Annotated in this window: 14 protein-coding genes and 1 tRNA gene; 8 read left to right on the top strand and 7 right to left on the bottom strand. The window is 69.0% G+C overall.

The genetic code is table 11. The features are described from left to right. Positions 1-281: 281 nt before the first annotated feature. Entirely contained in the window at positions 282-2,153 is a 1,872-nt protein-coding gene (locus QSK25_RS35225) for an acyl-CoA dehydrogenase family protein (RefSeq protein ID WP_285644796.1), read from the top strand. A gap of 220 nt (positions 2,154-2,373) precedes the next feature. Here the strand turns inward: QSK25_RS35225 and QSK25_RS35230 are convergent, their stop codons facing one another. Further along, positions 2,374-3,501 (bottom strand): ROK family transcriptional regulator, encoded by a 1,128-nt coding sequence (locus QSK25_RS35230; RefSeq protein ID WP_502881926.1) that lies wholly within the window; start codon positions 3,499-3,501, stop codon positions 2,374-2,376. 189 nt (positions 3,502-3,690) lie between these two features. Here QSK25_RS35230 and QSK25_RS35235 point away from each other — a divergent pair, with 189 nt between their 5' ends. After that, positions 3,691-7,923 carry a GH92 family glycosyl hydrolase gene (locus QSK25_RS35235; RefSeq protein WP_285644798.1) on the top strand — a complete coding sequence of 1,411 codons (4,233 nt, stop codon included), beginning with the start codon at positions 3,691-3,693 and terminating at the stop codon, positions 7,921-7,923. A 263-nt stretch (positions 7,924-8,186) separates the two neighbouring features. Here the strand turns inward: QSK25_RS35235 and QSK25_RS35240 are convergent, their stop codons facing one another. Further along, positions 8,187-9,089, bottom strand: coding sequence for a cation diffusion facilitator family transporter (locus QSK25_RS35240; RefSeq protein WP_285644799.1), 903 nt, complete (start codon positions 9,087-9,089; stop codon positions 8,187-8,189). A 150-nt stretch (positions 9,090-9,239) separates the two neighbouring features. Here QSK25_RS35240 and QSK25_RS35245 point away from each other — a divergent pair. Beyond that, a tRNA-Arg gene (locus tag QSK25_RS35245) sits at positions 9,240-9,314 on the top strand. A 64-nt stretch (positions 9,315-9,378) separates the two neighbouring features. Here the strand turns inward: QSK25_RS35245 and QSK25_RS35250 are convergent. Genes QSK25_RS35250 through QSK25_RS35260 form a run of 3 tightly spaced genes read right to left on the bottom strand, consistent with a single transcriptional unit; the run spans position 9,379 to position 11,250 of the window. Continuing rightward, entirely contained in the window at positions 9,379-10,113 is a 735-nt protein-coding gene (locus QSK25_RS35250; protein ID WP_285644802.1) for a hypothetical protein, read from the bottom strand. Continuing rightward, positions 10,110-10,418, bottom strand: a complete 309-nt coding sequence (locus QSK25_RS35255) for a type VII secretion target (protein ID WP_285644803.1) — start codon at positions 10,416-10,418, stop codon at positions 10,110-10,112. Before QSK25_RS35255 ends, QSK25_RS35250 begins: the two co-directional genes overlap by 4 nt. A 1-nt stretch (position 10,419) precedes the next feature. After that, positions 10,420-11,250, bottom strand: coding sequence for a hypothetical protein (locus QSK25_RS35260; RefSeq protein ID WP_285644804.1), 831 nt, complete (start codon positions 11,248-11,250; stop codon positions 10,420-10,422). Positions 11,251-11,590: 340 nt separating this feature from the next. On the opposite strand from QSK25_RS35260, the gene QSK25_RS35265 reads away from it, so the two are divergent. Beyond that, complete coding sequence (locus tag QSK25_RS35265) at positions 11,591-11,809, top strand: hypothetical protein (protein ID WP_285644805.1); 219 nt, start codon at positions 11,591-11,593, stop codon at positions 11,807-11,809. A 153-nt stretch (positions 11,810-11,962) separates the two neighbouring features. Further along, positions 11,963-12,754: a hypothetical protein gene (locus QSK25_RS35270; RefSeq protein ID WP_285644807.1), complete on the top strand. Its 792-nt coding sequence runs from the start codon at positions 11,963-11,965 to the stop codon at positions 12,752-12,754. 52 nt (positions 12,755-12,806) lie between these two features. Here QSK25_RS35270 and QSK25_RS35275 read toward each other — a convergent pair whose 3' ends face one another. Beyond that, complete coding sequence (locus QSK25_RS35275) at positions 12,807-13,367, bottom strand: hypothetical protein (RefSeq protein WP_285644808.1); 561 nt, start codon at positions 13,365-13,367, stop codon at positions 12,807-12,809. Between the two features lie 256 nt (positions 13,368-13,623). After that, positions 13,624-14,109 carry a hypothetical protein gene (locus QSK25_RS35280; protein ID WP_285644810.1) on the bottom strand — a complete coding sequence of 162 codons (486 nt, stop codon included), beginning with the start codon at positions 14,107-14,109 and terminating at the stop codon, positions 13,624-13,626. Between the two features lie 1,366 nt (positions 14,110-15,475). On the opposite strand from QSK25_RS35280, the gene QSK25_RS35285 reads away from it, so the two are divergent. Genes QSK25_RS35285 through QSK25_RS35295 form a run of 3 tightly spaced genes read left to right on the top strand, consistent with a single transcriptional unit; the run spans position 15,476 to position 21,326 of the window. Next, entirely contained in the window at positions 15,476-18,217 is a 2,742-nt protein-coding gene (locus QSK25_RS35285) for a toxin glutamine deamidase domain-containing protein (protein WP_285644811.1), read from the top strand. Next, on the top strand, positions 18,214-19,179 hold the full coding sequence (locus QSK25_RS35290) for a nucleoside hydrolase (protein WP_285644812.1): 966 nt from the start codon (positions 18,214-18,216) through the stop codon (positions 19,177-19,179). The genes QSK25_RS35285 and QSK25_RS35290 overlap by 4 nt, the downstream gene beginning before the upstream one ends. Next, complete coding sequence (locus tag QSK25_RS35295; protein WP_285644814.1) at positions 19,176-21,326, top strand: hypothetical protein; 2,151 nt, start codon at positions 19,176-19,178, stop codon at positions 21,324-21,326. The genes QSK25_RS35290 and QSK25_RS35295 overlap by 4 nt, the downstream gene beginning before the upstream one ends. The last annotated feature ends 4 nt before the right edge of the window (positions 21,327-21,330 follow it).

Consider the following 21,330-nt stretch of genomic DNA (forward strand, 5'->3'; position numbering starts at 1 on the left):
ACCCTGGCAGCGGTCCCCACCAGACCAGACGACAGATCTTCGGAAAGACACAAGGTCAGTCAAGCCACGAGTCAGACCAGCCCAGCGAGAACCACCACACACATCCTCACTGTCAAGCCCCGATCCCTGTCGACGCGCCAGCGGCGATGCCGAAACCACAGCTCGGCTCAAGGCCCTGCACCAAACCCGACCACCGCACTGGCGACTCGACCAGCCACCAAAGGTCATGGACAACCGCCTACCTCTGAGTAACGTAGGTCACACCTACTGGGAGGTAACCCATGACCGTCGACGAGCGCGCGGCCAGGCAGGTCGCCGAACAAGCACGGGAAACCCGCTGGCAGCGACCGAGCTTCGGCAAGGAACTCTTCCTGGGCCACTTCCGTGTGGACCTGATCCACCCCCACCCGACCGGCTCACCGGAGGACCGCCGACGAGGCGAGGCCTTCCTGGAGAAGCTCCGCGCCTTCACCGAGCAGCACATCGACAACACGATCATCGAACGCGACGCCCAGATCCCGGACGAGGTCCTCAAGGGCCTCAAGGACCTCGGCGCGTTCGGCATGAAGATCAAGCCGGAGTACGGCGGCGTAGGCCTGACCCAGGTCTACTACAACAAGGCTCTGATGCTCGTGGGCTCCGCCAGCCCGGCCATCGGCGCCATGCTGAGCGCGCACCAGTCCATCGGCGTCCCCCAGCCGGTGGCCATGTTCGGCAACGAGGAGCAGAAGCAGGAGTTCCTGCCGAGGTGCGCCAAGGGCGAGATCACGGCGTTCCTGCTGACCGAACCGGACGTGGGCAGCGACCCGGCCAGGCTCGGCACCACGGCCGTCGAGGACGGTGACGACTACGTCCTCAACGGCGTGAAGCTCTGGACCACCAACGGGGTCGTGGCCGACCTCCTCGTGGTCATGGCCCAGACCACCAAGGGCATCACGGCGTTCGTGGTCGAAGCGGACGCCGAGGGCATCACCGTCGAGAACCGCAACGCGTTCATGGGCCTGAGGGGCCTGGAGAACGGCGTGACCAGGTTCCACGACGTCAAAGTCCCCAAGAAGAACGTGATCGGCAAACCGGGCGCGGGTCTCAAGATCGCCCTGGCCACCCTGAACACCGGCCGCCTCAGCCTCCCCGCCCTCTGTGCGGGCAGCGCCAAGTGGTGCCTCAAAATCGCAAGGGAGTGGTCGAGCGAACGGGTCCAGTGGGGCCTGCCCGTGGGCAAGCACGAGGCCATCGCGGGCAAGATCGCCTACATCGCCGCCACCGCGTACGCCCTGGAAGCCGTTCTCGACCTCAGCTCGGAACTGGCCGACGCCGGCAGCCACGACATCCGCATCGAGGCGGCCCTGGCCAAGCTCTACGCGTCCGAGAAGGCCTGGCTGGTGGCCGACGAACTGGTCCAGATCCGCGGCGGCCGGGGCTACGAGACGGCGGAGAGCCAGGCGGCCAGAGGGGAACGCGGCATCGCGGCCGAGCAGGTCCTGCGGGACCTGAGGATCAACCGGATCTTCGAAGGCTCGACCGAGATCATGCACCTGCTGATCGCCCGCGAGGCGGTGGACGCGCACCTGTCCGTCGCGGGCGACATCATCGACCCCGACGCCGACCGCAACGCCAAGGTGAAGGCCGCCGCGAAGGCAGGAGCCTTCTACGCCAAATGGCTGCCGACCCTGGCCGTCGGGAAAGGACAGACGCCCACGGCGTTCACCGAGTTCGGTCCGCTGGCGAAGCACCTGCGGTTCACCGAACGGTCGGCGCGCAAGCTGGCGCGGCAGACGTTCTACGCCATGTCGCGATGGCAGGGGAAGATGGAACGCAAGCAGCGCTTCCTGAGCCGGATCGTGGACATCGGCGCCGAGCTGTTCGCGATCTCCGCCGCCTGCGTGCGCGCGCAGCAGGACCAGAACCCGAACGCCCAGATGCTCGCCGACGCGTTCGCCAAGCAGGCGCGGATCCGGGTGGACGAGCTGTTCGAGAAGCTCTGGAAGAACACCGACGACAGCGACCAGACGCTGGCGAACCAGGTGCTGAAGGGCGACTACACCTGGCTGGAGCAGGGCGTGCTCGACGCGTCCATCCCCGGCGGCTGGATCGCGGACTCCACCCACCGCGAGTCGACGGCGGAGAACGTCCACCGGCCGACTCCGCGTTAGCCCCCGTTGCTGCACTGGGCAGGCTGATGGTGTGCGGGCGCGGCACCTGCCCAGTGCACGGCCGGTAGGGGGCTACGTCCCCCGCATCCCCCTACCGACTCCCCTTGCAACGGAAGGACACAACCCTCCAGGTGGAGGTGTCGGTAACGCTAAGCCACAAAACACCGTTAACAGTTACGACAATTGAGTGAACTACCAGGTGAGGGGTGCTCAACTACTCTCAGAGAGTAACTTCGAAGACCAATTCACGTGCGGCTTCGAGGCCCATCGCGATGGCCCCGGAGAGCACCGCTCCGTCCCCCAACGCCCCCGCCACGATCCGCGGCGCCAGCGGCGTCATCGTGCGCAGCGCGGCCTCCGCAGGCTCCAGCAGGAGGTCGACGTTCGAGCCGACGCCACCGCCCAGGACCACCAGCTCCGGGTCGATCACCGCGGTCACGGCGGCCACCAGGAACGCGATCCGCTCCGCTTCCACCCGCACGACCTCCAGGGCGCGAGCCTCTCCGGAACGCGCCTGCGAGAACACCTCCCGGGCCGTGCGCGCCGTCAGTCCGCGCTCCCGTGCCGCCGCCACGACGGAACCGGCCGAGGTGGCGTCCTCGAACTGTCCACGTCGGACGTCCGAACCGGACTGACCGAACGGCAGGAACCCGACCTCGCCCGCCGCCCCGTGTGCACCGCGGAACAGGGCGCCGTCCACGACGATCCCCATGCCCACGCCGGTGCCCACGGTCGCGCACACGAACACCCGCGCACCCTGAGCGGCGCCGTACACGTGCTCTCCCAGCGCAGCCAGGTTCGCGTCGTTCTCCACGAGCATGACCGGCCCGAGCGCGGCCTCCAGCCCGTCCAGCACGCCGAGCGACTCCCAGCCGGGCAGTTGCGGCGCGTGCCGCACGGCCCGCGTCCGCCGGTCGATCACGCCGGGGCTGCCGATCACCTTCACGACGACGTCCGTGAGAGCGATCCCAGCGTCCGCCGCGGTGCGCGTGGCGAGGTCCGTGACGGTCCGCACGAGGGCGGCGGCCGACCGGCTGCGGTTGCGCACGTCCACCCGGGCCACGACGGACCCGCCCAGATCGGCGAGCGCGGCCCTGATCCGTTCGCGGCCGATGTCGACGCCCAGCACGTACCCGGCCGCGGGGTTGGGCTCGTAGACCATCGCCGACCTGCCAGGACCCGCTGTCGTGCGGCCGATGGGGCGCACCAGGCCGTGGCGTTCGAGGTCGACGAGCGCCTGCCCGACGGTCGGTTTGGACAGGCCCGTGTCCTTGGCGATCTGCGGCCGGGTGGCGGCACCCAGACGGCGCAACAGGTCGAGCACAGCGCGTTGGTTGAGCACGCGCATGCCCGCTGGTGTACCCACCTCTGGCGGCTTGCGGTCGCTCACCGGCCGATTCTAGATCTTGATCGCCAGGTAATACCCGCAACTGTGGAGAGGACAGGTTGCACGACAATTCCCGTCCTGTCCCTTGACAACGATGTCACGTGCAGAAACGCTCCCTGGCACATGGGGCAGGCGGGCGGAAGGGTTGCAATGAGGCACCTGCGCAAGAGACGAACTACAACCCTGTTGAGCGTTGCGATTACTGCGACACTGGTGAGCGGCGTCACCAACGGCTACGCGGCCGCCGCACCAGAGGAGCCAGGAGTGGGTTTTTCGTCGTCCTTTGAGGACGGTCAGCCACAACCGACGTGGTCCAACACGGTCGAGACCGACGCGTCGGGCAACCCGAAGGCGTCCGGCGTGATCGGCTCGGACGGCTCGGGCATCCCCGGCAACGTCTCCGACAAGGTCGACGACGCGAACGCCAACGGCGAGTACGCCGAGTCCGGCGAGGTCGTGGACAACCTCTGGGACGGCACGGTCAACACGAAGTGGCTGGTCTTCGCCACCACCGGCTGGGTGACCTACCAGTTCGCCAGCGCCCAGAACATCAAGAAGTACGCGCTGTCCTCGGCGAACGACTCGCCGGAGCGCGACCCCAAGAACTGGACCGTGCAGGGCTCGAACAACGGCACCGACTGGACCGTGCTCGACACCCGCACCGGCGAAACGTTCTCCGAACGCCTCCAGACCAAGACCTACGACGTCGCGACGCCGGGCTCGTACACCTGGTACAAGCTCGACATCACGCTGAACAACGGCTCCACGAACATCGTGCAGCTGGCCGAGTGGCAGCTCTCCGACGGGTCCACGAACCCGCCCGCGCCGAACATGCGCAGCGTCGTCGGTTCGGGCCCCACGAGCGGCTACACGTCGAAGTCGCGCGCCGGCTGGACGGGCGTGAAGTCCTTCCGCACCCAGGGCCGTCAGACGACCGAGGGCCGCGCGTACAGCTACAACAAGGTCTTCGACGTCGACATCCCCGTCACGGCCAAGACCGAGCTGTCGTACATGATCTTCCCGGAGTTCGTGACCGACAACCTGAACTACCCGAGCACGTACTCGGCGGTGGACCTCGCGTTCTCCGACGGCACGTACCTGAGCGACCTCAAGGCGGTCGACCAGCACGGTGCCGTGCTGTCGCCGCAGGGTCAGGGCGCGGGCAAGTTCCTGTACGCCAGCCAGTGGAACAAGGTGGCGTCCACGATCGGCGCGGTCGCGGCCGGCAAGACGATCAAGCGGATCCTGGTCGCCTTCGACAGCCCGAAGGGCCCGACCGACTTCGGTGCCTGGTACGACGACATCCGCATCGGCGACGTCGTGACCAAGCAGTACGCGAAGCCGTCGGACTACGTGCTGACCACGCGCGGCACCAACTCGAACGGCTCGTTCTCGCGGGGCAACAACTTCCCGGCGACGGCGGTGCCGCACGGCTTCAACTTCTGGACCCCGATGACCAACGCGGGTTCGCAGAGCTGGCTGTACGAGTACGCGCAGCGCAACAACGCGCAGAACCTGCCGACGCTGCAGGCGTTCACGACCTCGCACGAGCCCAGCCCGTGGATGGGTGACCGCCAGACGTTCCAGGTCATGCCGTCGGACAAGGCGCCGACGCAGGACCGCGCGCTGCGGGCGTTGCCGTTCCGGCACGACAACGAGGTCGCGAAGGCGCACTACTACGGCGTGACCTTCGAGAACGGCATGAAGACCGAGATCGCGCCGACCGACCACGCGGCGGTCTTCCGGTTCACGTTCAACGACGGGGCCCAGAAGAACCTCGTGTTCGACAACGTGAACAACGCCGGCGGGGTCACCCTCGACGCCGCCAACGGTGTCGTCACGGGCTACTCGGACGTCAAGAGCGGCCTCTCCACCGGCGCGACCCGCCTGTTCGTCTACGGCAAGGTCGACAAGGCCGTCACGGCGAGCGGCCGGCTCACCGGTTCCGGCCGGGACAACGTGGGCGGCTACTTCTCGTTCGGCGACAAGACCGTCGAGCTGCGGATCGCCACCTCGCTGATCTCCGTCGACCAGGCGAAGTCGAACCTGGAGCAGGAGATCACCGGCTCGGACACGTTCGACTCGGTGCGCGACAAGGCGCAGGCCGCGTGGGACAAGATCCTCGGCATCATCACCGTCGAGGGCGCGTCCGAAGAGCAGCTGATCACGCTGTACTCCAACCTGTACCGCCTGTACCTCTACCCGAACTCGGGCTTCGAGAACGTCGGCGGCGTCACCAGGTACGCGTCCCCGGTGTCGCCCGCGACCGGCCAGAACACGCCGACGCAGACCGGCGCGAAGATCGTGGACGGCAAGGTCTACGTCAACAACGGGTTCTGGGACACCTACCGCACGACCTGGCCCGCCTACTCGTTGTTCACGCCTTCCAAGGCGGGCGAGATGGCCGAGGGCTTCGTCCAGCAGTACAAGGACGGCGGCTGGATCTCGCGCTGGTCCTCCCCCGGTTACGCGGACCTGATGACCGGTACGAGCTCCGACGTGGCGTTCGCCGACGCGTACCTCAAGGGCGTCAGCAACTTCGACATCAAGGCGGCTTACGACGCCGCGGTGAAGAACGCGTCCGTCGTGCCGCCGAGCAACAACGTCGGCCGCAAGGGCATGGACCGGTCGATCTTCCTCGGCTGGACCGGGAACGACCAGCTGCACGAGGCGTGGTCGTGGGCGATCGAGGGCTACCTCAACGACTTCGGCATCGCGTCGATGGCGAAGGCGCTGCACGAGAAGACGGGCGAGAAGCGGTACCTGGACGAACACGAGTACTTCCTCAACCGCGCCCAGAACTACGTGCTGACGTTCGACAAGAGGATCGACTTCTTCCAGGGCCGCAACGTCGACGGCTCGTGGCGCGTCGAGGACCCGGCGAAGTACAACCCGCAGGACTGGCGCTACGACTACACCGAGACCAACGGCTGGAACATGGCGTTCACGGTGCCGCACGACGGACAGGGTCTCGCGAACCTGTACGGCGGACGGGACAAGCTCGCCCAGAAGCTGGACTCGTTCTTCACCCTGCCCGAGACCGCGAAGTTCCCCGGCGGCTACGGCGGCGTGATCCACGAGATGATCGAGGCGCGGGACGTGCGGATGGGCCAGTACGGCCACTCCAACCAGCCGTCGCACCACATCGCCTACATGTACAACTACGCGGGCAAGCCCTCGGGCACCCAGGAGAAGGTCCGCGAGATCCTGTCGCGCCTGTACGTGGGCTCGCAGCAGGGCCAGGGCTACGCGGGTGACGAGGACAACGGCGAGATGTCGGCCTGGTACCTCTTCTCGGCGCTCGGCTTCTACCCGCTGCAGATGGGCAAGCCGGCCTACGCCATCGGTTCGCCGCTGTTCACCAAGGCGACCGTGAAGCTGGAGAACGGCAAGAAGCTCGTCATCAACGCGCCGAAGAACAACGCGAAGAACATCTACGTGCAGGGCGTGAAGGTCAACGGCAAGGCGTGGAACAAGACGTCGCTGCCGCACGACGTGCTCGCGGCCGGCGCCACGATCGACTTCGACATGGGCCCGAAGCCTTCTGCCTGGGGCACGGGTGTCAACGACGTGCCGGACTCGATCACCACCGGTGACGCGGTCCCGACGCCGTTGCGCGACGTCGCCACGGGTGTGTCCACCGCTGCTCTGGTGGACAACAACTCCTCGACGTCCGCGGTGGTGAAGTCGTTCGACTTCAAGGCTTCGGACGTGAAGGAGAAGGCGGAGTTCTACACGCTGACCAACGGCAAGACGGGCACGTCGCCCACCGCGTGGGAGCTGAAGGGTTCCTACGACGGCAAGACGTGGGCGTCGGTCGACAAGCGGTCCGGTGAGAACTTCCAGTGGCAGCAGTACACGCGCTCGTTCAAGATCGCGTCGCCCGGCCGGTACAACTTCTACCGGCTCGAGTTCACCGGCGACGTGACGGTGTCCGAGTTCGAGCTGCTCTCGAAGCCGCTGGCGGCTCCCACCACCACGGTGACCGGCACGGTCAGCGGTCCGTTGCAGGTCAAGGGCGTGACCTATGTGGACGGTGCCACGATCAACGGCCCGGTGACGGTCCAGAGCGGTGCCACGCTCTACGTCTTCGGCGGGGAGGTCAAGGGCCCGATCTCGGCGGCGAACGCGGCTTCGGTCGTGCTGGTCGGCACGCGCGTGGGCGGTCCGGTGTCGGTGCACGGCTCCACGACCGAAGTGGCGGTGGAGAACACCACCGTCGGTGGCCCTGTGTCACTGACGTCGAACAAGACCAGGTCAGTCGTGGCGGCCTCGTCGGTCGGCGGGCCGTTGTCCTGCACGGGCAACACCCCGGAACCGTCGAACAACGGCTTCGCGAACGACGTGAAGGGTCCGAAGGCAGGACAGTGCGCTGGGCTGTAACGCCCAACTGCTCCTGATGCCGTAGAGAAAGGCCGCGTTCCGTCACGGAACGCGGCCTTTCTCGTTCACCTGAAAGGATCTATCCCTTTCAGACATACTTCGATGAGATCTTGTGAGTTTTGTGCGCGGTCCTTGGGGAGGCTGTTGTGGTGCCGTTCGAACGAGGCCGCGCGTGGATCACCGTGCCCCGGCCCCGCAGCCCGCTCGTTCCGTCACGAACCGGCGCGCAGTCCACCAAGGACGGGATCCGCGACCTGCCGGCGTCACCAGCTCAGCTCCCGGCACCGCTGCGCTGACGAGCCGCCCTCGACCTGCAAGGTCGCGTGCTCGATGCGGTACTTGGTCGCCAGCAACACCTGAGCGGCCTTCAACACGTTCTCGTGGTCGGCGTCCGGCGCCGTCGCGAGGTGCGCCGAGCACACCTCCATGCCGCTGGTGAGCGTCCACACGTGCAGGTCGTGCGCCTCGGTGACCCCTTCGATCTCCGTCAGCGCGACCTGCATCTCCGTCACGTCCAACCGCTCGGGCGCGTGCTGGAACAGGATGTGCAGCGCGTTCTTCGCGAGGTGGTACGTCCGCGGCAACACCCAGACGCCGATCAGCACACCCATGATCGGGTCCGCGTACTTCCACCCGGTCGTGATGGTGACCAGGGCCGAGACGAGCACCCCGACCGACCCGATGAGGTCAGCGAGCACCTCGAGGTACGCGCCCTTGACGTTGATGCTCTCCTTCGCGCCCTCCCTGAGGACCGCGAAGCTGACGAGGTTCGCCCCGAGCCCCAGCGTCGCCGCGATCAACACGGGCCACCCCGGCACCGAGGGCGGGTCCTGGAACCGCCCGACGGCCTCGTAGATCACGTACCCGGCCACCCCGAAGAGCAGCACGGCGTTGGCCAGCGCGGCGAGCACCTCGGCCCGGTAGAACCCGAACGTGCGGTTCTTCCCGGCCTTGGCCCTCCTGGCGACCATGATCGCGGCGAGCGCCATGCCCACCCCGAGCACGTCGGTCAGCATGTGGGCGGCGTCGGAGATCAAGGCCAGCGAGGACGTCGCGAACCCGACGACGAACTCCACCACCATGAAGACCGCGCCGATGCCGAACGCGATCCACAGCTTGCCGGCGTGCTGCCCGCTCGCCGACCCGTGCCCATGCCCGTGACCCATGCTCCGGAACATATAGCGATATGCGCATGAGTGCAATCCGGGCTATTCCCACCCAGGCTTCGAGGTGACGGAGACCACGCTCGGGCGGACTGTGGGGGTAGGTGTGAAACGGGGTGGCGGTCGTGCGCTAGGATCTTCCACGTAGCTACGGCCCCCGTAGCTCAGGGGATAGAGCACCGCCCTCCGGAGGCGGGAGCGCAGGTTCGAATCCTGCCGGGGGCACCACAGGTGAGGCCCGTGACCAGCTTGGTCACGGGCCTCACCTGTGTCAGCCGGTCGTCGCCACCGCTCACGCGATCAGGCCGTGGTACGGAATGCGCTCCACCCTTCGACCGTTCTGCAGGGCCTCGGTGAGCAGTTCGCGCTCACGAAGCCGCTGTTCGAACTGCGTCACCGCGTCCGGCGCGGCTTCGTCGAGCGGCACGTCCTCCTGGACCGCATCCGGTTCCCCTTGCTCGGTTTCACCGGGTTGCGGTTCCTCTCGGGCCTCAGGATCGACAGCGGTCACCGTGACCGGCTTCGACCGGGGCTTCGGGGTGAACCGAGCGATCGGCTCCTCGGTCGCCGCCTCGGCCGGCGCGAGATCGTCGAGCTTCGCTGCCTGCTCCAGGAGGAAAGCGGCGAGCTCGGCAGCCTTGCCGTCGTGCAGCTCCCTCACGTGCTGGCGGGTCTCCGGGCTGGTGCGGTAAACCTCCCAGAGATGCGGCAACTCGTGGAGAAACCCGTTGTGCTGGTTGACCCGCGCGCTGACCGCAGCGTGGATGTCCCTCGCGGCGCGCCACTGCTTGGCCAGGTCGTCACGTCGCAGGACGTAGCCGTCCCGTGCGACGCTCGACCAGTGCGTGGTGTCGACGCCCTGAACCCTGTCGGCGGCGTCGGACAGGGGTGCGCGCTGCGCGACGACCGTTTCCGCGAGCGCGCGAAGTCTGCTCGGGTTGCCGGGAACCTGCTCGGCGTCATCGGGTCTGGAGCTCCCGAGTCGCAGAGTCGGCTCACCGTTGCCGTTGGGAATCCCCTCGATCAAGAGCTTTCTCCTGCCCCCAGCGATCTCATCCGTTCGACGAGTTTCTCGTCCACTGACGCGTAGGTGTCCGCGGTCTCCCGCAACAGCGTCGCCATGCGGTCGGTGCGAGCACAGAGGCGGTCTCGCGCCGCCTTCAGGCTGCGCTGGTAGGTCTCCACGGCCGAGCGCAGTGGATCGCCGTCCGGCCAACGCTCCGTGTCGATGTCGAACTTCCACACGTTGTCACCGCGGACGGTGGCCGCGATGTCGCGGTACTTGCCTTCCACTGACTGCAGCTCGGCGATGTCGACCGAGAACCCGTCCATCTCAAACCTCCCTCTGCAGCAGTTCGTGTCGTAGCCGCGCCACGTCCTCCGCAGTCCAGTGCAGGTGCCGGCGGCATCCGACGATCGGGTTCAGCGACAGGCCGATCTCGGGGTAGCCGGCCAGCAACTGGAGCACCACACGCCCCGGTTCCCTGGCCCGCAGGCGGCTGGGGTCGGCGTACTCCTCGAACCTCTTCTGAGTCGTGAAAACCGGCAGTTGCTCGTGTTTCTCGGTCTGCACGGTCACCATGTACCCGGACGGACTGACCTCGAAGAACAGTGTCATCTGCGGAAGCAGACGTTCCAGCCCTTTCACGTCCGCACTGTTGGCGTCGAAGAGTAGAGCATCGACGTCGTCCGAGGACACCTCGATTTTGACATCGGTCCCGAACTTCTCGTGTCTCTCTTCCGCCCGCACGGCCGCGTCGAGCAGTTCAACGGGCATCGGCTGGTTACGACCTTGCTGCCACTGCGCCCAAATGCTCTTCACATAGCCGGGCACCTGCTTTTCGTGCGTGCTCTTCGCCCAACCTCGGGAGCCGAGGTTTCGCCTTTCGAGCAACGCCAGCCGATCGCCGTAGTTCAACCTGTTCAGTTCGGTGTCACGCGGGATGTTGCAGGCATACTTGATCACCTGCCTGACGACGTCGTCGACAGGCAGGGTGTCGATGGCGCGGCACGCATGCCAGTGCAGCTTGGCCAGCACGGTGAACAGACCGTCGTCACGGCCGATGTGGAGCAGCTCCCCGAGCGGGGTCTCCCGGACGTGGACGATGCCTTGCCTGCGCAAACCACGTCGGGTGTGCAGGGACGATTCAGAAAGAACCGCCATCGAGAACTCCTCGGCTTGCGCGAAGATCAGCTGGGGGGCCGAAATCCTAACCGATGAAGCCGCGCGGCACCTAACCGGCGGTATTCCATCCCGCAAGGCTCAGGAAAGTGGACAGAAGACCGTCGACTCGACGGAAACTTTTCCGCAAAGTTGCCGACGCGGCGCAAACCTGCAGCAAACTTTCCGCCAGTCGACCAAAGTTTCCGAGTACCTGCGGAAAAGATTCGGAAAGCATTCCACTGCAATCCCGAAATCAGCCCAAAAATTGTTCGAAGCACCTCTACGTGGTCTTCAATGGACATCACCGGATCACAGTGACCACTGAAAGAGGAACAGCCCGATGAACGCACAAAACGATCCCGGCTCGTGGCCGGCCCTGCTCCACCGGATGACCAGCACCTGGGCGGCACTCCTGCGGCTGCTCTTCGCGATCGTCGTCATCGCGGCCGTGGTCGCGCTCGCGTGGTGGCTGCTCGACCTCGGTTCGATCCAGTTCGGGCCGATCGTGGTCGAGGGAACCCCTAATCCCGCCGCAGCATCACGTGAGGCGGGCGGCTGACACTCAACCAAGACGAATGTTCTTTGCCCTTTTGGGGCACCTTCCGGAACACCGCCCTGCTCGTCGAGCAGGGCGGTGTTCCGGAAGGATGTGGTGCAAGGGTTCGTGCACGGCGGACGCGCGTTCCCCTTGCCGGCTCGGGGATTGGACGCAATGGAACGCTCGTCGGTGTTCACCTTCCAGTACATCGCCATCGACACGGAGGCCGGCGTCACGCCGGAGGAGTTCGAGACCTTCGTGCGTGCCGAAGGCGTTCACCTGCCCCTGTACCCAGGGTGGCGGTGGACGCTGCTGCGCGGGTTGCGCGGGGAGCGGACCGGGCAGTACCTGATGTTGTACGAGATCGACAGCGCCGAGCAGCGCGACCTCTACGTCACGGCGCGGGGTGAGCAGACCGAGCTCGCCCGGCAGTTCTGGGCGGAGCACCCCGAGGCAGAGGCCGTGCTGGCGCGCTGGCGGCGGCTGGGCACGTTCGGTGAGCTGCCGACGTTGTTCACCGACTACCGGCTGCTGGCCGACAACCCGCGGAGCACGGTCACGCCCGGCCCCCGCTACCGCGACCGCCCGGGCGAGGAGCCCGTCGCCCGCGTCATCGGGATCCACAACCTGGCGTTGCGCGCCGGCGTGACCGAAGAAATGTTCGACCGCTTCATCGCCGAGAACCACCACCGGATCGACGACTACCCGGACTGGCGGTTCCACGTGCTCAAGGGCGAGCGGGGCAACCGCCTCGACCAGTACGTGATGATGATGGAGATCGCGAGCCTGGAGGCGCTGGACGTCTTCTACCCCGAGCCCGACATCGCCACCGGCGAGGCCGCGGTGTTCGCGGCCGCCCACCGCGACACCAAGCAGATGTACGAGGAGTGGAAGCAGCTGGCCTCGTTCTCGGGGTCGCCGCAGATCTACACGGACTACCTGGCGGTCGCGGAGAACCCGGCGTAGCCCGCGCCACCGGACGACCACGTCGCCTTCGGGCCGTACGACGGGAACGCGGTCACGTCTCGCGCGTTTCGACGAATTCGGCCCACTTCGGTGGCTGCTTGCCCATCTCCTCCATCATCTCCAGCACGTCGCGGAGGTCGGCGACGTTCGGGGCGGTGCCGACGAACCAGTCGCTCACGCTGTCCCACGCCTTGCGCGCGCCTTCGCCCTCGACGACGTCCCAGACGGGCGGGTCGTCCTGGTCCAGGTCGGCGCCGTCGACGACGTGGTAGGCGTAGCCCTGGTGCGCGGTGAGCGCGAGGAGGTTGCGCGGGTCGGCCAGGTCGTGGTGTTCGAGGCCGTTGAGCGTCGTGACGGCGTGGCGCTTGCTTTCCGCGGTCATCACATCGACGCCGAACGCGGTGCCGGCCAGCCACAGTCCTGATCGGACACCCATGATGCGCAGAACCTCGCGCACTGCTCCAGGAACCCGGGTCACGCCCTGGTCCGCGGCCATCCGGTCGATCTGGTCGTCGGTCGCGCCCGCCACGGATTCGCGGCGCAGACCGTTCGCGCACACGCGGTCGAAGATCGCGTCGATGCGCTCGTTCGGGGTGCTGGTCGGTTGGTTCACAGCCGCTTTCCGGATGCCTCTGCCCGTCCTCGGATCGCGCTCCACCGTACGGCCCGCGGCGTTCTTCGGCGCGACCTGCCGATGCTCTGGGTTCGCAGGTGTGGCGCGGCCGGATGTGGCATTCTGCCCAACAGGCAAGATGCTTCTGGGGGAACAAAGGTGTCAGCTCAGCCGGACGACCTGGCGATGAACATCGCATGACCGGGCGTCAGCGGAACTCGTCGTCCTCTTCGCACCACGGCAGCAGCGGCGGCGATCATCGCAGCAGTGCGCCACCACCGTCGTCTTCGTCGCCAGGCGGCGTCGGTGGTCGTGGTACCCGGATGGACCCCGACGCGGTCGAGAGCCTCGGCGGCAAGATCGCGAACCGCGGTGACCAGGTCCGCAGCAGCGTGTCGAGCAAGCTGAACATCAACGCGAGCGGTGGCAGCGCCGGGGTGTTCGGCCAGGTCGCCATGCAGCACGCGGACCGCGCCATCAGCACCGCCCGCACCTCGGCGGAGACGGCGGCGGCGGCCGCGGACAACGCCGGTGCCAAGACGAGGGCCACCGCGCAGACGACTCGCGACACCGAGCGGTCCGTGGGCGACTCGATGCGGAAGATCGACTCCTCCGCGCCGGTCACCAACCGGAGCAGTTCCACCGGCACCTCCTCGCAGTCCGCGTCTTCGTCGTCCACCGGGAGCCGGGCGACGGCGCCGCCCTCGCTGCCGGGCGGGCCTTCCGCGCCCGTTCGGCCCACCGCTCCGGCCGCCGCGGGTGCGCCGGGTTCGCGCGCTCCAGAACTGGGTGGTGCCGGACGGCCCGGTGGGCCTGGCGGCACGACGACGCCGGGCGGCAACAACGCTCCGGCTGTGAAGTCCCCGTCCGGACCCGTGGGTGGGTCCGGACCGGCGAGTGGGTCTGGACCTGCGGGTGGCTCCGGACCGGCAGGTGGCACCGGCCCTCGAACCGCCACCTCCGGCGGCGCGCAGGCTGGTCGGGGCGCCACCGGCCCGATGGCCGGTGCCCCGTCCGCGAACGCTTCGTCAGCCGGCCGAGGACCTGCCGGCACCGCGCCTGCAGGCGGCCCACCGGCCGGCAGGGCGCCCTCCGGCACCGCCCCCGCAGGCGGCCCACCGGGCGGCAGGACACCCAGCGGTACCGCCCCCGCAGGCGGCCCGCCAGCCGGCAGGACACCCAGCGGTACCGCCCCCGCAGGCGGCCCGCCAGCCGGCAGGACACCCAGCGGTACCGCCCCCGCAGGCGGACCACCGGCTGGCAGGACACTCGCTGGTGGTCCGGTGGCTGGTGGGCCCGCCCCCGGTGGACCCACGCCCGGTGGGCCGATGGCTGCTGGGGCCGGGCCCGGTGCCCGCGCCGCGGGTGGTCCGCCGGGCGGCCGGAACGCCGGTGGCCCTCCGTCAGGCGGTCCGCTGCCGGGTGGTCCGCTGCCGGGCGGCGGCTCTCATCCCGGGCGAGGCCCTGGCGGTCAGCCTGCCGGTGGCCCTCCGGGAAACGCACCCGTCTCCAGGACTCAGGCTGCGGCAGGCGGTCCCGCGCCGGGTGGTGGCCGACCGGGGTCCACGACTCCGGCCGGGTCGGCTCCCGGGCCCGGTTTCCACCCCTCCGGCAACGCGCCGGGTGGTCGGGGACCCGGTGTCCACCCCGGCGGGCACGGGCCTGGCGCCAGGCATCCGGGCGGGACTCACCAGGGCGGTCCTCCGGTGGGCCGCGCTCCTCTGGCTCCGCCCGCCGGTGGGCACCCCCAGGGTGGTCAGCGACCTGGTGGTGCCGGCCAGGGGCCGCGTCCTGGTGGCCAGCCGTCCTTCGGACCCCCTGGCACGCCTCCGGTCCACCCGAACGGGCCCGCGCGGCACCAACCCGGGTTCGGACCGGGACGTCCTCCCGCCGGACAGCAAGGCGGACCCGCGCCTCGCCCCTTCGGCGGTCACGGGCCGAACAGTCACGGCCCGAACAGTCACGGCCCGAACAGTCACGGCCCGAACAGTCACGGGCCGAGTGGTCACGGCCCTGGCGGGCACGCGCCCCAGGGCGGTGTGCGCCATCCTGGTCCGGGCGAGCCGCGTCCGGCTGGGCGAGGCACGCCTCCTGACGGCCGCGGGCCCGTGTCGCCGCAGGCGGCGCACCCGCACACCGCCGACCCGCGCACGGCACACCCCCGGAACACCCACCCGCAGAGCGTCCAGCAGACGGCACCGCCTCGCGGGCCGGTGGCGCCCGCGCATCCGCAGCAGGGCCCGCCCGGCGGCAGTCCGCGACGGCCCGACCAGGGGATGCCGCCGGGCCCCCAGGGCGTGCCGGACGGCAGCGCGCAGCGGCAGGACGAACGTCCTCCCGGGCAAGACGGGCCGGCGCAGAACCTGCCACCGGTCGCGCTGGAGGGCCACGACCTGTCCCGGTACGAGGACTGGCAGATCGTGCGCCGGAAGGTCGACGACTTCCGGTCCGACGACCACGTCCTGCTGCGCGGCGACACGCGGACGCCGGAACAGATCCGTCAGGACGGCGGGTTCCGGCCGCACGCGTCGAACTCCGACAAGGATCCGCTCTACCAGCACATCCACGGCGACATGAACACGTTCGTCAGCACCTCGACGGACGTGCGCACCGCGATGTCGTTCACGAACGACGGTGGCCACGTCTACCGGGTCAAGGTGCCCGGCGGCATCCTGTCCGCTCCCACGCAGCAGCGGCTGGGGTACGGGGGCGAACCGCTGCCCGAGAGCGAGGTCCTGCACGCGGGCGGCATCGACTGGCGGTACGTCGAGGGCTGGCACGAGAAGCACTACGAGGGTGGCGGGAAGTGGACCCTCGGCCCGTTCGTGCCCAACCCCGACTACATCGGTGGCAAACGGGACGATCAGCCCGTCCTTCCCGACGACCTCAAGCACGAACCGCCACCCAAGCTGCCGGACATCGACATCCGCGCCTCGTGGAGGATCGAGGAGGACGAGGCGCGTGCGGCCGCCGAACGCGGTGAGGCGCCGCCTCCGAAGGAAGAGCCGGAGCCCCCCAGAGAACCGAAGCCGATGCGGCCGTTGCCGACGAACGTCGACTTCGCGGCACGGTTGCGCGGCGAACCCCCACCGCCACCGGAACCGGCGGCGGTGCACGCCGGGCGCGGCGACGAGGCGAGTCAGCAACGGGTGCTGCAGGAACGGTTCCCCGGCATCGAGCAGGTCAACGCGCACCGGCTCGACGAGGAGGGCCACCGCACGAACTGCGTCGAGGCGATGATCGCCGACGAGCGGCGGTACCACGGCGAGCAGGTCGAGGCACGGCCGACGAGGCCGGAGGACGTGCCCGAGCAGGGCAGGTTGAGCCGGGTCCGGGACGCCCTGGGCGGCGAGTGGACCAGCCACCGCGACTTCGACAGCGTCACGAGGGCCATGGCGAGCACCCCGGAGAACTCCCGGGGCGCGCTCGCCTACCGGTACACCGACGAGGACGGCGCCACACAGGGCCACGTCGTGCGGGTCGTGCACACCCCGGACGGCGTCGCGTACGCCGATCCGCAGACCGGGCGGCTGGCCGAACTGCCGGACAACGCGACGGACGTGCGTCTCCTCTCGGAGGACTACACCGACGACACCGCGCACTCGCACGTCGAGGACGACGGCGGCTACGGCTCGACGCCCGAGGAACAGCGCGCCGAGGCCGTCGACCAGGTCGCGGAGGACCTGGGCATCACCGATCCCGAGAAGCGGCAGGCGTTGGCCGACACCTATGACGCCGCACGGGAGTACACGGCGCCGATCGTCGTGGACGTCGCCGCGCGCATCCAGGACGACCTCAGGGTGCTCGTCGACGCGGATCCGGACCACCGCGTGGTCTACCTCGGCCGCGACGGGCACAGCCTCGCCCTCGCGAGCAGGGAGCTGGACCCGGAGTTCTTCGACCGGCACGCGAGCGAGGTCGTGCTGTCGCGGGCGGTCGTCGAGGCCGCGTTGCGGGACGTCGAGCGTTCCGACCCGGACCGCGACCTCAGCGCGATCGACGAGTTCCGGCTGCACAAGAAGGTCGCGGACGAGGACGTGCCGGGCGCGTACGACCGGTTGTCGGACTACCTCGACTCGGCGGGCGTGCCGATCCACGGTGACGGCGGCATCAGCCTCGTCGACACCAGCTACAAGGGCACCGTGCAGGAGATGCTGACGGCGGCGTACCCGGACCCCGAGTTCCAGGGCCACTACGCCTTCCACGGCCAGTCGCCCGGCGACCCGCACCCGGACGCGAAGAAGGGGTACCTCGTCGACCTCGAACCGGAGGACGGCGGCGGCAAACCGTTGCGGGAGCTGCCCGACGACCCCGGTCGCACGTTCGCCCACCAGGACGCGATCGGCGTCATCGAGGAAACGTTGCACGGTACGATGTCGAGTCCGCGCCGGATCGGCGAGGACGGTCCTGTGCAGCAGCCGCAACGCTTCGAGCCCGATCCGGTGGCCGGCATCAACCCGCTGAGGGTGGCCGAGCCGTTCCAGGACCCGGTGGTGCGCGAGGGCGCGAAGGCGATGAGCCTGCGCGCGGTCGTCGACGTGGCGCGGGAGATGTCCGAGCTGAGGGCCGGGGGCGGCGCCTGGCGCGAGGAGTTGTCCGCACGGGCCGAGCACGGCAGGGACCAGGTGCGCTCGTGGGTCGCCGAGGACGCGAGCGGTGACGCGAGGTTCCGCGAAGTGATGGACTCGTTGGTGCGACGCGGGGACAAGGGCGCGGTGCTGGCGGTCGAAGCCGCCGTGCGCGACCTGCCTCCCGACGAGCAACGTCGCGTGTGGACGGAGTTCGGCGCACTGCCGGGCATCGCGGAACGGGACGAGTACGCGCGCCGGCTGCGGGGAGGGAACCGATGAACGAGGAGCTCAACCGGGAGCGCCAGGACCTGGTCGGCCTGGCGCAGCGCTTCGGGCTGCCGCAGACGGTGAGCGGCGATCCGTTCCCGCCGTCGCAGCAGGGCGCGCCCCTGATCGTCGACACGGACGCGGGCGGTGATCCCGACGACGCCATCGCCCTCGTCGCCGCCGCAGCCGAGCCGACGCTCGCTCTAGTGTCCACTGTGGACGAACTCGGCGGGCGCAGGGCGCGGTTCGTACGTCACCTGCTGGACCTGCTCGGCCGTGAGGACGTGCCCGTGGTCGCGGGCGCGGATCTCGGTGACCGGCGGATGGACTGCATCGCGGGCCTGGTCCCGGATTCCGTCGAACCGCAACGCACCGATCTCGCCGGCGCGGTCGCTCAGGTCGTCGCGGGCACGGACGGCCCGGTCCGGTGGGTGGGCATGGGCCCGGTGACGAACCTGGCCGCGGTGCTCACCGGCGACCCCGCCCTCGCCGAACGACTCGTCGTGACGCAGATGGGCGGCGCGTTGAACTACCGGGACCCCGAACGCGCCGAGCACAACTTCCGGCTGGACCCGTCCGCCGCGAACACCTTGCTCACCCTGGGGAAGCTGCCGAAGCTGGTGCTCTCGGACACGACCTTCACCCCGGAACTGGAGATCGCCAAGGACTCCGCGTTGCACCGCAGGCTGGCCGAGGCGGAGCCCGCGTGGGCGAAGCTCGTGGCCGCGCACATGGCCCAGTGGTTCGACCGCTTCCACCCCGGCACCATCCAGCACGACGGGCTCGCGCTGGCCGCCGGCCTGCAACTCCCCTACGTGGCACTGCGGCGGGAACGCGTGGTGCTCGACGACATCGGCCGGATGACCACGGCACCGGACGGAAACCTGGCGCGGATCAGCGTCAAGGCGGACTACAGCGCTTTTCTGGCCTGGCTGTCCAGGCGGCTGGACCAGGCTCTGGAGGGAACTCGATGAACCGCGACGAAGTGATCCGTTCCGCTTGGGACTGGATCGTTCGCACCCACGGTCCGAGGTCCGCGAACCTGAAGATCCTCACCGACAAGGTGGTGCTGGTCCGCGGCCGGTGGCACGTGCCGTACGACGCGGTCGACGACGTCCTCGTGCCGCTTCCCGCGGTGGACGTGCCCGACGACGGGGGCGAACCGCGCGCGTACGTGCCTTCTCCCCCCTCGCCGTGGCGGCAGGGAGTTCCCAGGGGTCAGAGGGGTCCCGGTCTCTCCATCGTCGACCTCGAGTGGGACATGGAGACCTTTGGGCACCTGGGGGTGCCGAACGCCGCGATCGTCGGCTGGTTGCGCGAGGAGGGCTCGACCGAGTTCCGCTACAACGCGGACTGGAAGGCCGGTCCGGGCCGCCGCGGCTGGCCGCTGCCGCAGACGCCGGCGGACAAGATCGCCGCCTACTACCAGTGCAACTGGCTCGACGAGGACCCGGTCTTCCTCTCCGGATTCCTCGACGTCGTCCTGTGCACGACGGACGAGATCAAGCAGGACGAGGACGGCCACACCTGGCTCGCCGCCTACTCGTCCGACCGGTTCCTCCCGGTGGGAACCCGTCGCTGGCGCGAGGTCGCCGTGCGTGAACTGGTGACCACGACCACCGCGAACGAGGTGCGGATCAATCCCGGCCTCCTGCTGCGGGCTTCGCTCAACCTGCCGCTCCCCCTCGACCGCTGGCCCGCGCGGTTCGCCCAGCCGGCCGCGGTCGAGAGGCGGGAGGAGGGGAGTCCCGCCCTGCTCGACCGCGTGGACGAAGCGAGGGCCTGCGACTTCACGTTCACCGCGCAGGAACGCGAGATGATCGAGGAATGCCTGCGGTGGCAGGAGAACGACTGGCAGGGCCCGCCTCCGCGCGGCGCACAGCCGACGTGGGACACGTCCGGCGCACCGGTCTGGCAGGTGCCGACGTTCGGCAAGGCGAGCGGCCACCGCACGTCGCAGCCGAACGCCTGGCCGTGGGTGGCCGGCGTCTACGCGGGGTTCGCGCACTACCGGAATCCTTACACGGCAAGCCTGTTCAAGCTCACCGACGACCTCGTCCGCTCGGTGGCGAGGACTTCACCAGCGCTGGCCGCCGACCACCCCTGGCTGCCGCGCGACGAAGGGTGGCTGCAGGACGCGCCGCAGCCACCGCGCGAGGTGCTGGCGATGGTCGCCGGTCTCGGCGCCGGCAACCCCGTGATCAGGAACATCGGCTGGGACGACGAGATCAGCCCGGTGTTCGCCCACGCGGTGTCGCACGAGGCGATGTGCCGTGGAGTGCAGTACGTCCTGATGGAACTCGGCATGCCCCAGCCCGACACCGACACGGTGTGGGGTCAGGCAGTGTCGATCGTGCGCACGTACGGTCACCACCCGCCCACCGCACTCGCCGAGTCCCGCGCTCCCCTGGTGACGGCGCTGGTCGGCGCGCTGCTCGGGGCGTGGCACGGCATCCCCGGCCTGCCGGGCGGCGCCGACGCCGAACTGGCCGAATGCGTTGCCACCGAAGCGTTCCTGGCGTTCGACCCCCAGTACGCACCGACCGTGATGACGCATCCGGGCCTGCCTCCGATCAGCGACGCGATGCGCGCGGAGGCGGCGAGGACGCCTGGCGGCTGGATCTACTGCGCGGACCCCGACATCGACCCGCGCTACATCGAGGGTGCGCCGCTGGTCACGCTGCTAGGCGCCTACGAGGTCGGGCCCGATGGCCAGTTCACCGGCAAGACGTGGGTGAACGACGAGTACAAGCCGAGCCCGACGCGGCTGGGCCTGCCCGAACCGCAGTGCGACTTCGAGGTCGTGCTCAACTACGTCACGGCGGGCTGGCTGCCGTACGAGGCGATCATGTCGGCCGCGCTGGAGTCGCCGCTGCTGGCTCAGCCCGGCCCGGACGGCAACCTGCTCATCGCCCGGGACGTGCACGGCAACAACGTGGTCGCGCTCTACTCGTCCCCGCGCTACCTGCCTCCCGGCGACTACAGGCCGGGAGACGTCGTCCTCAAGAACCTGCTGTCGCAGCTGCCAGGACTGCTGGTGCTGATCAACCCCGGCGGTGCGGTCGGGATCGACTTCAAGGGCGACGACCTCGCGCAGATGCTCACCGGCCGGCCCGGCTGAGGCG

It is taken from the genome of Lentzea sp. NBRC 102530, assembly GCF_030269365.1.
Lineage (GTDB): Bacteria > Actinomycetota > Actinomycetes > Mycobacteriales > Pseudonocardiaceae > Lentzea.

Bases quoted from the DNA above. Each gene is read 5' to 3' on its own strand.
- QSK25_RS35225 (WP_285644796.1), top strand. From the start codon at position 282: ATGACCGTCGACGAGCGCGCGGCCAGGCAGGTCGCCGAACAAGCACGG.
- QSK25_RS35230 (WP_502881926.1), bottom strand. From the start codon at position 3,501: ATGCGCGTGCTCAACCAACGCGCTGTGCTCGACCTGTTGCGCCGTCTG.
- QSK25_RS35235 (WP_285644798.1), top strand. From the start codon at position 3,691: ATGAGGCACCTGCGCAAGAGACGAACTACAACCCTGTTGAGCGTTGCG.
- QSK25_RS35240 (WP_285644799.1), bottom strand. From the start codon at position 9,089: ATGGGTCACGGGCATGGGCACGGGTCGGCGAGCGGGCAGCACGCCGGC.
- QSK25_RS35255 (WP_285644803.1), bottom strand. From the start codon at position 10,418: ATGGACGGGTTCTCGGTCGACATCGCCGAGCTGCAGTCAGTGGAAGGC.
- QSK25_RS35260 (WP_285644804.1), bottom strand. From the start codon at position 11,250: ATGGCGGTTCTTTCTGAATCGTCCCTGCACACCCGACGTGGTTTGCGC.
- QSK25_RS35265 (WP_285644805.1), top strand. From the start codon at position 11,591: ATGAACGCACAAAACGATCCCGGCTCGTGGCCGGCCCTGCTCCACCGG.
- QSK25_RS35270 (WP_285644807.1), top strand. From the start codon at position 11,963: ATGGAACGCTCGTCGGTGTTCACCTTCCAGTACATCGCCATCGACACG.
- QSK25_RS35290 (WP_285644812.1), top strand. From the start codon at position 18,214: ATGAACGAGGAGCTCAACCGGGAGCGCCAGGACCTGGTCGGCCTGGCG.
- QSK25_RS35295 (WP_285644814.1), top strand. From the start codon at position 19,176: ATGAACCGCGACGAAGTGATCCGTTCCGCTTGGGACTGGATCGTTCGC.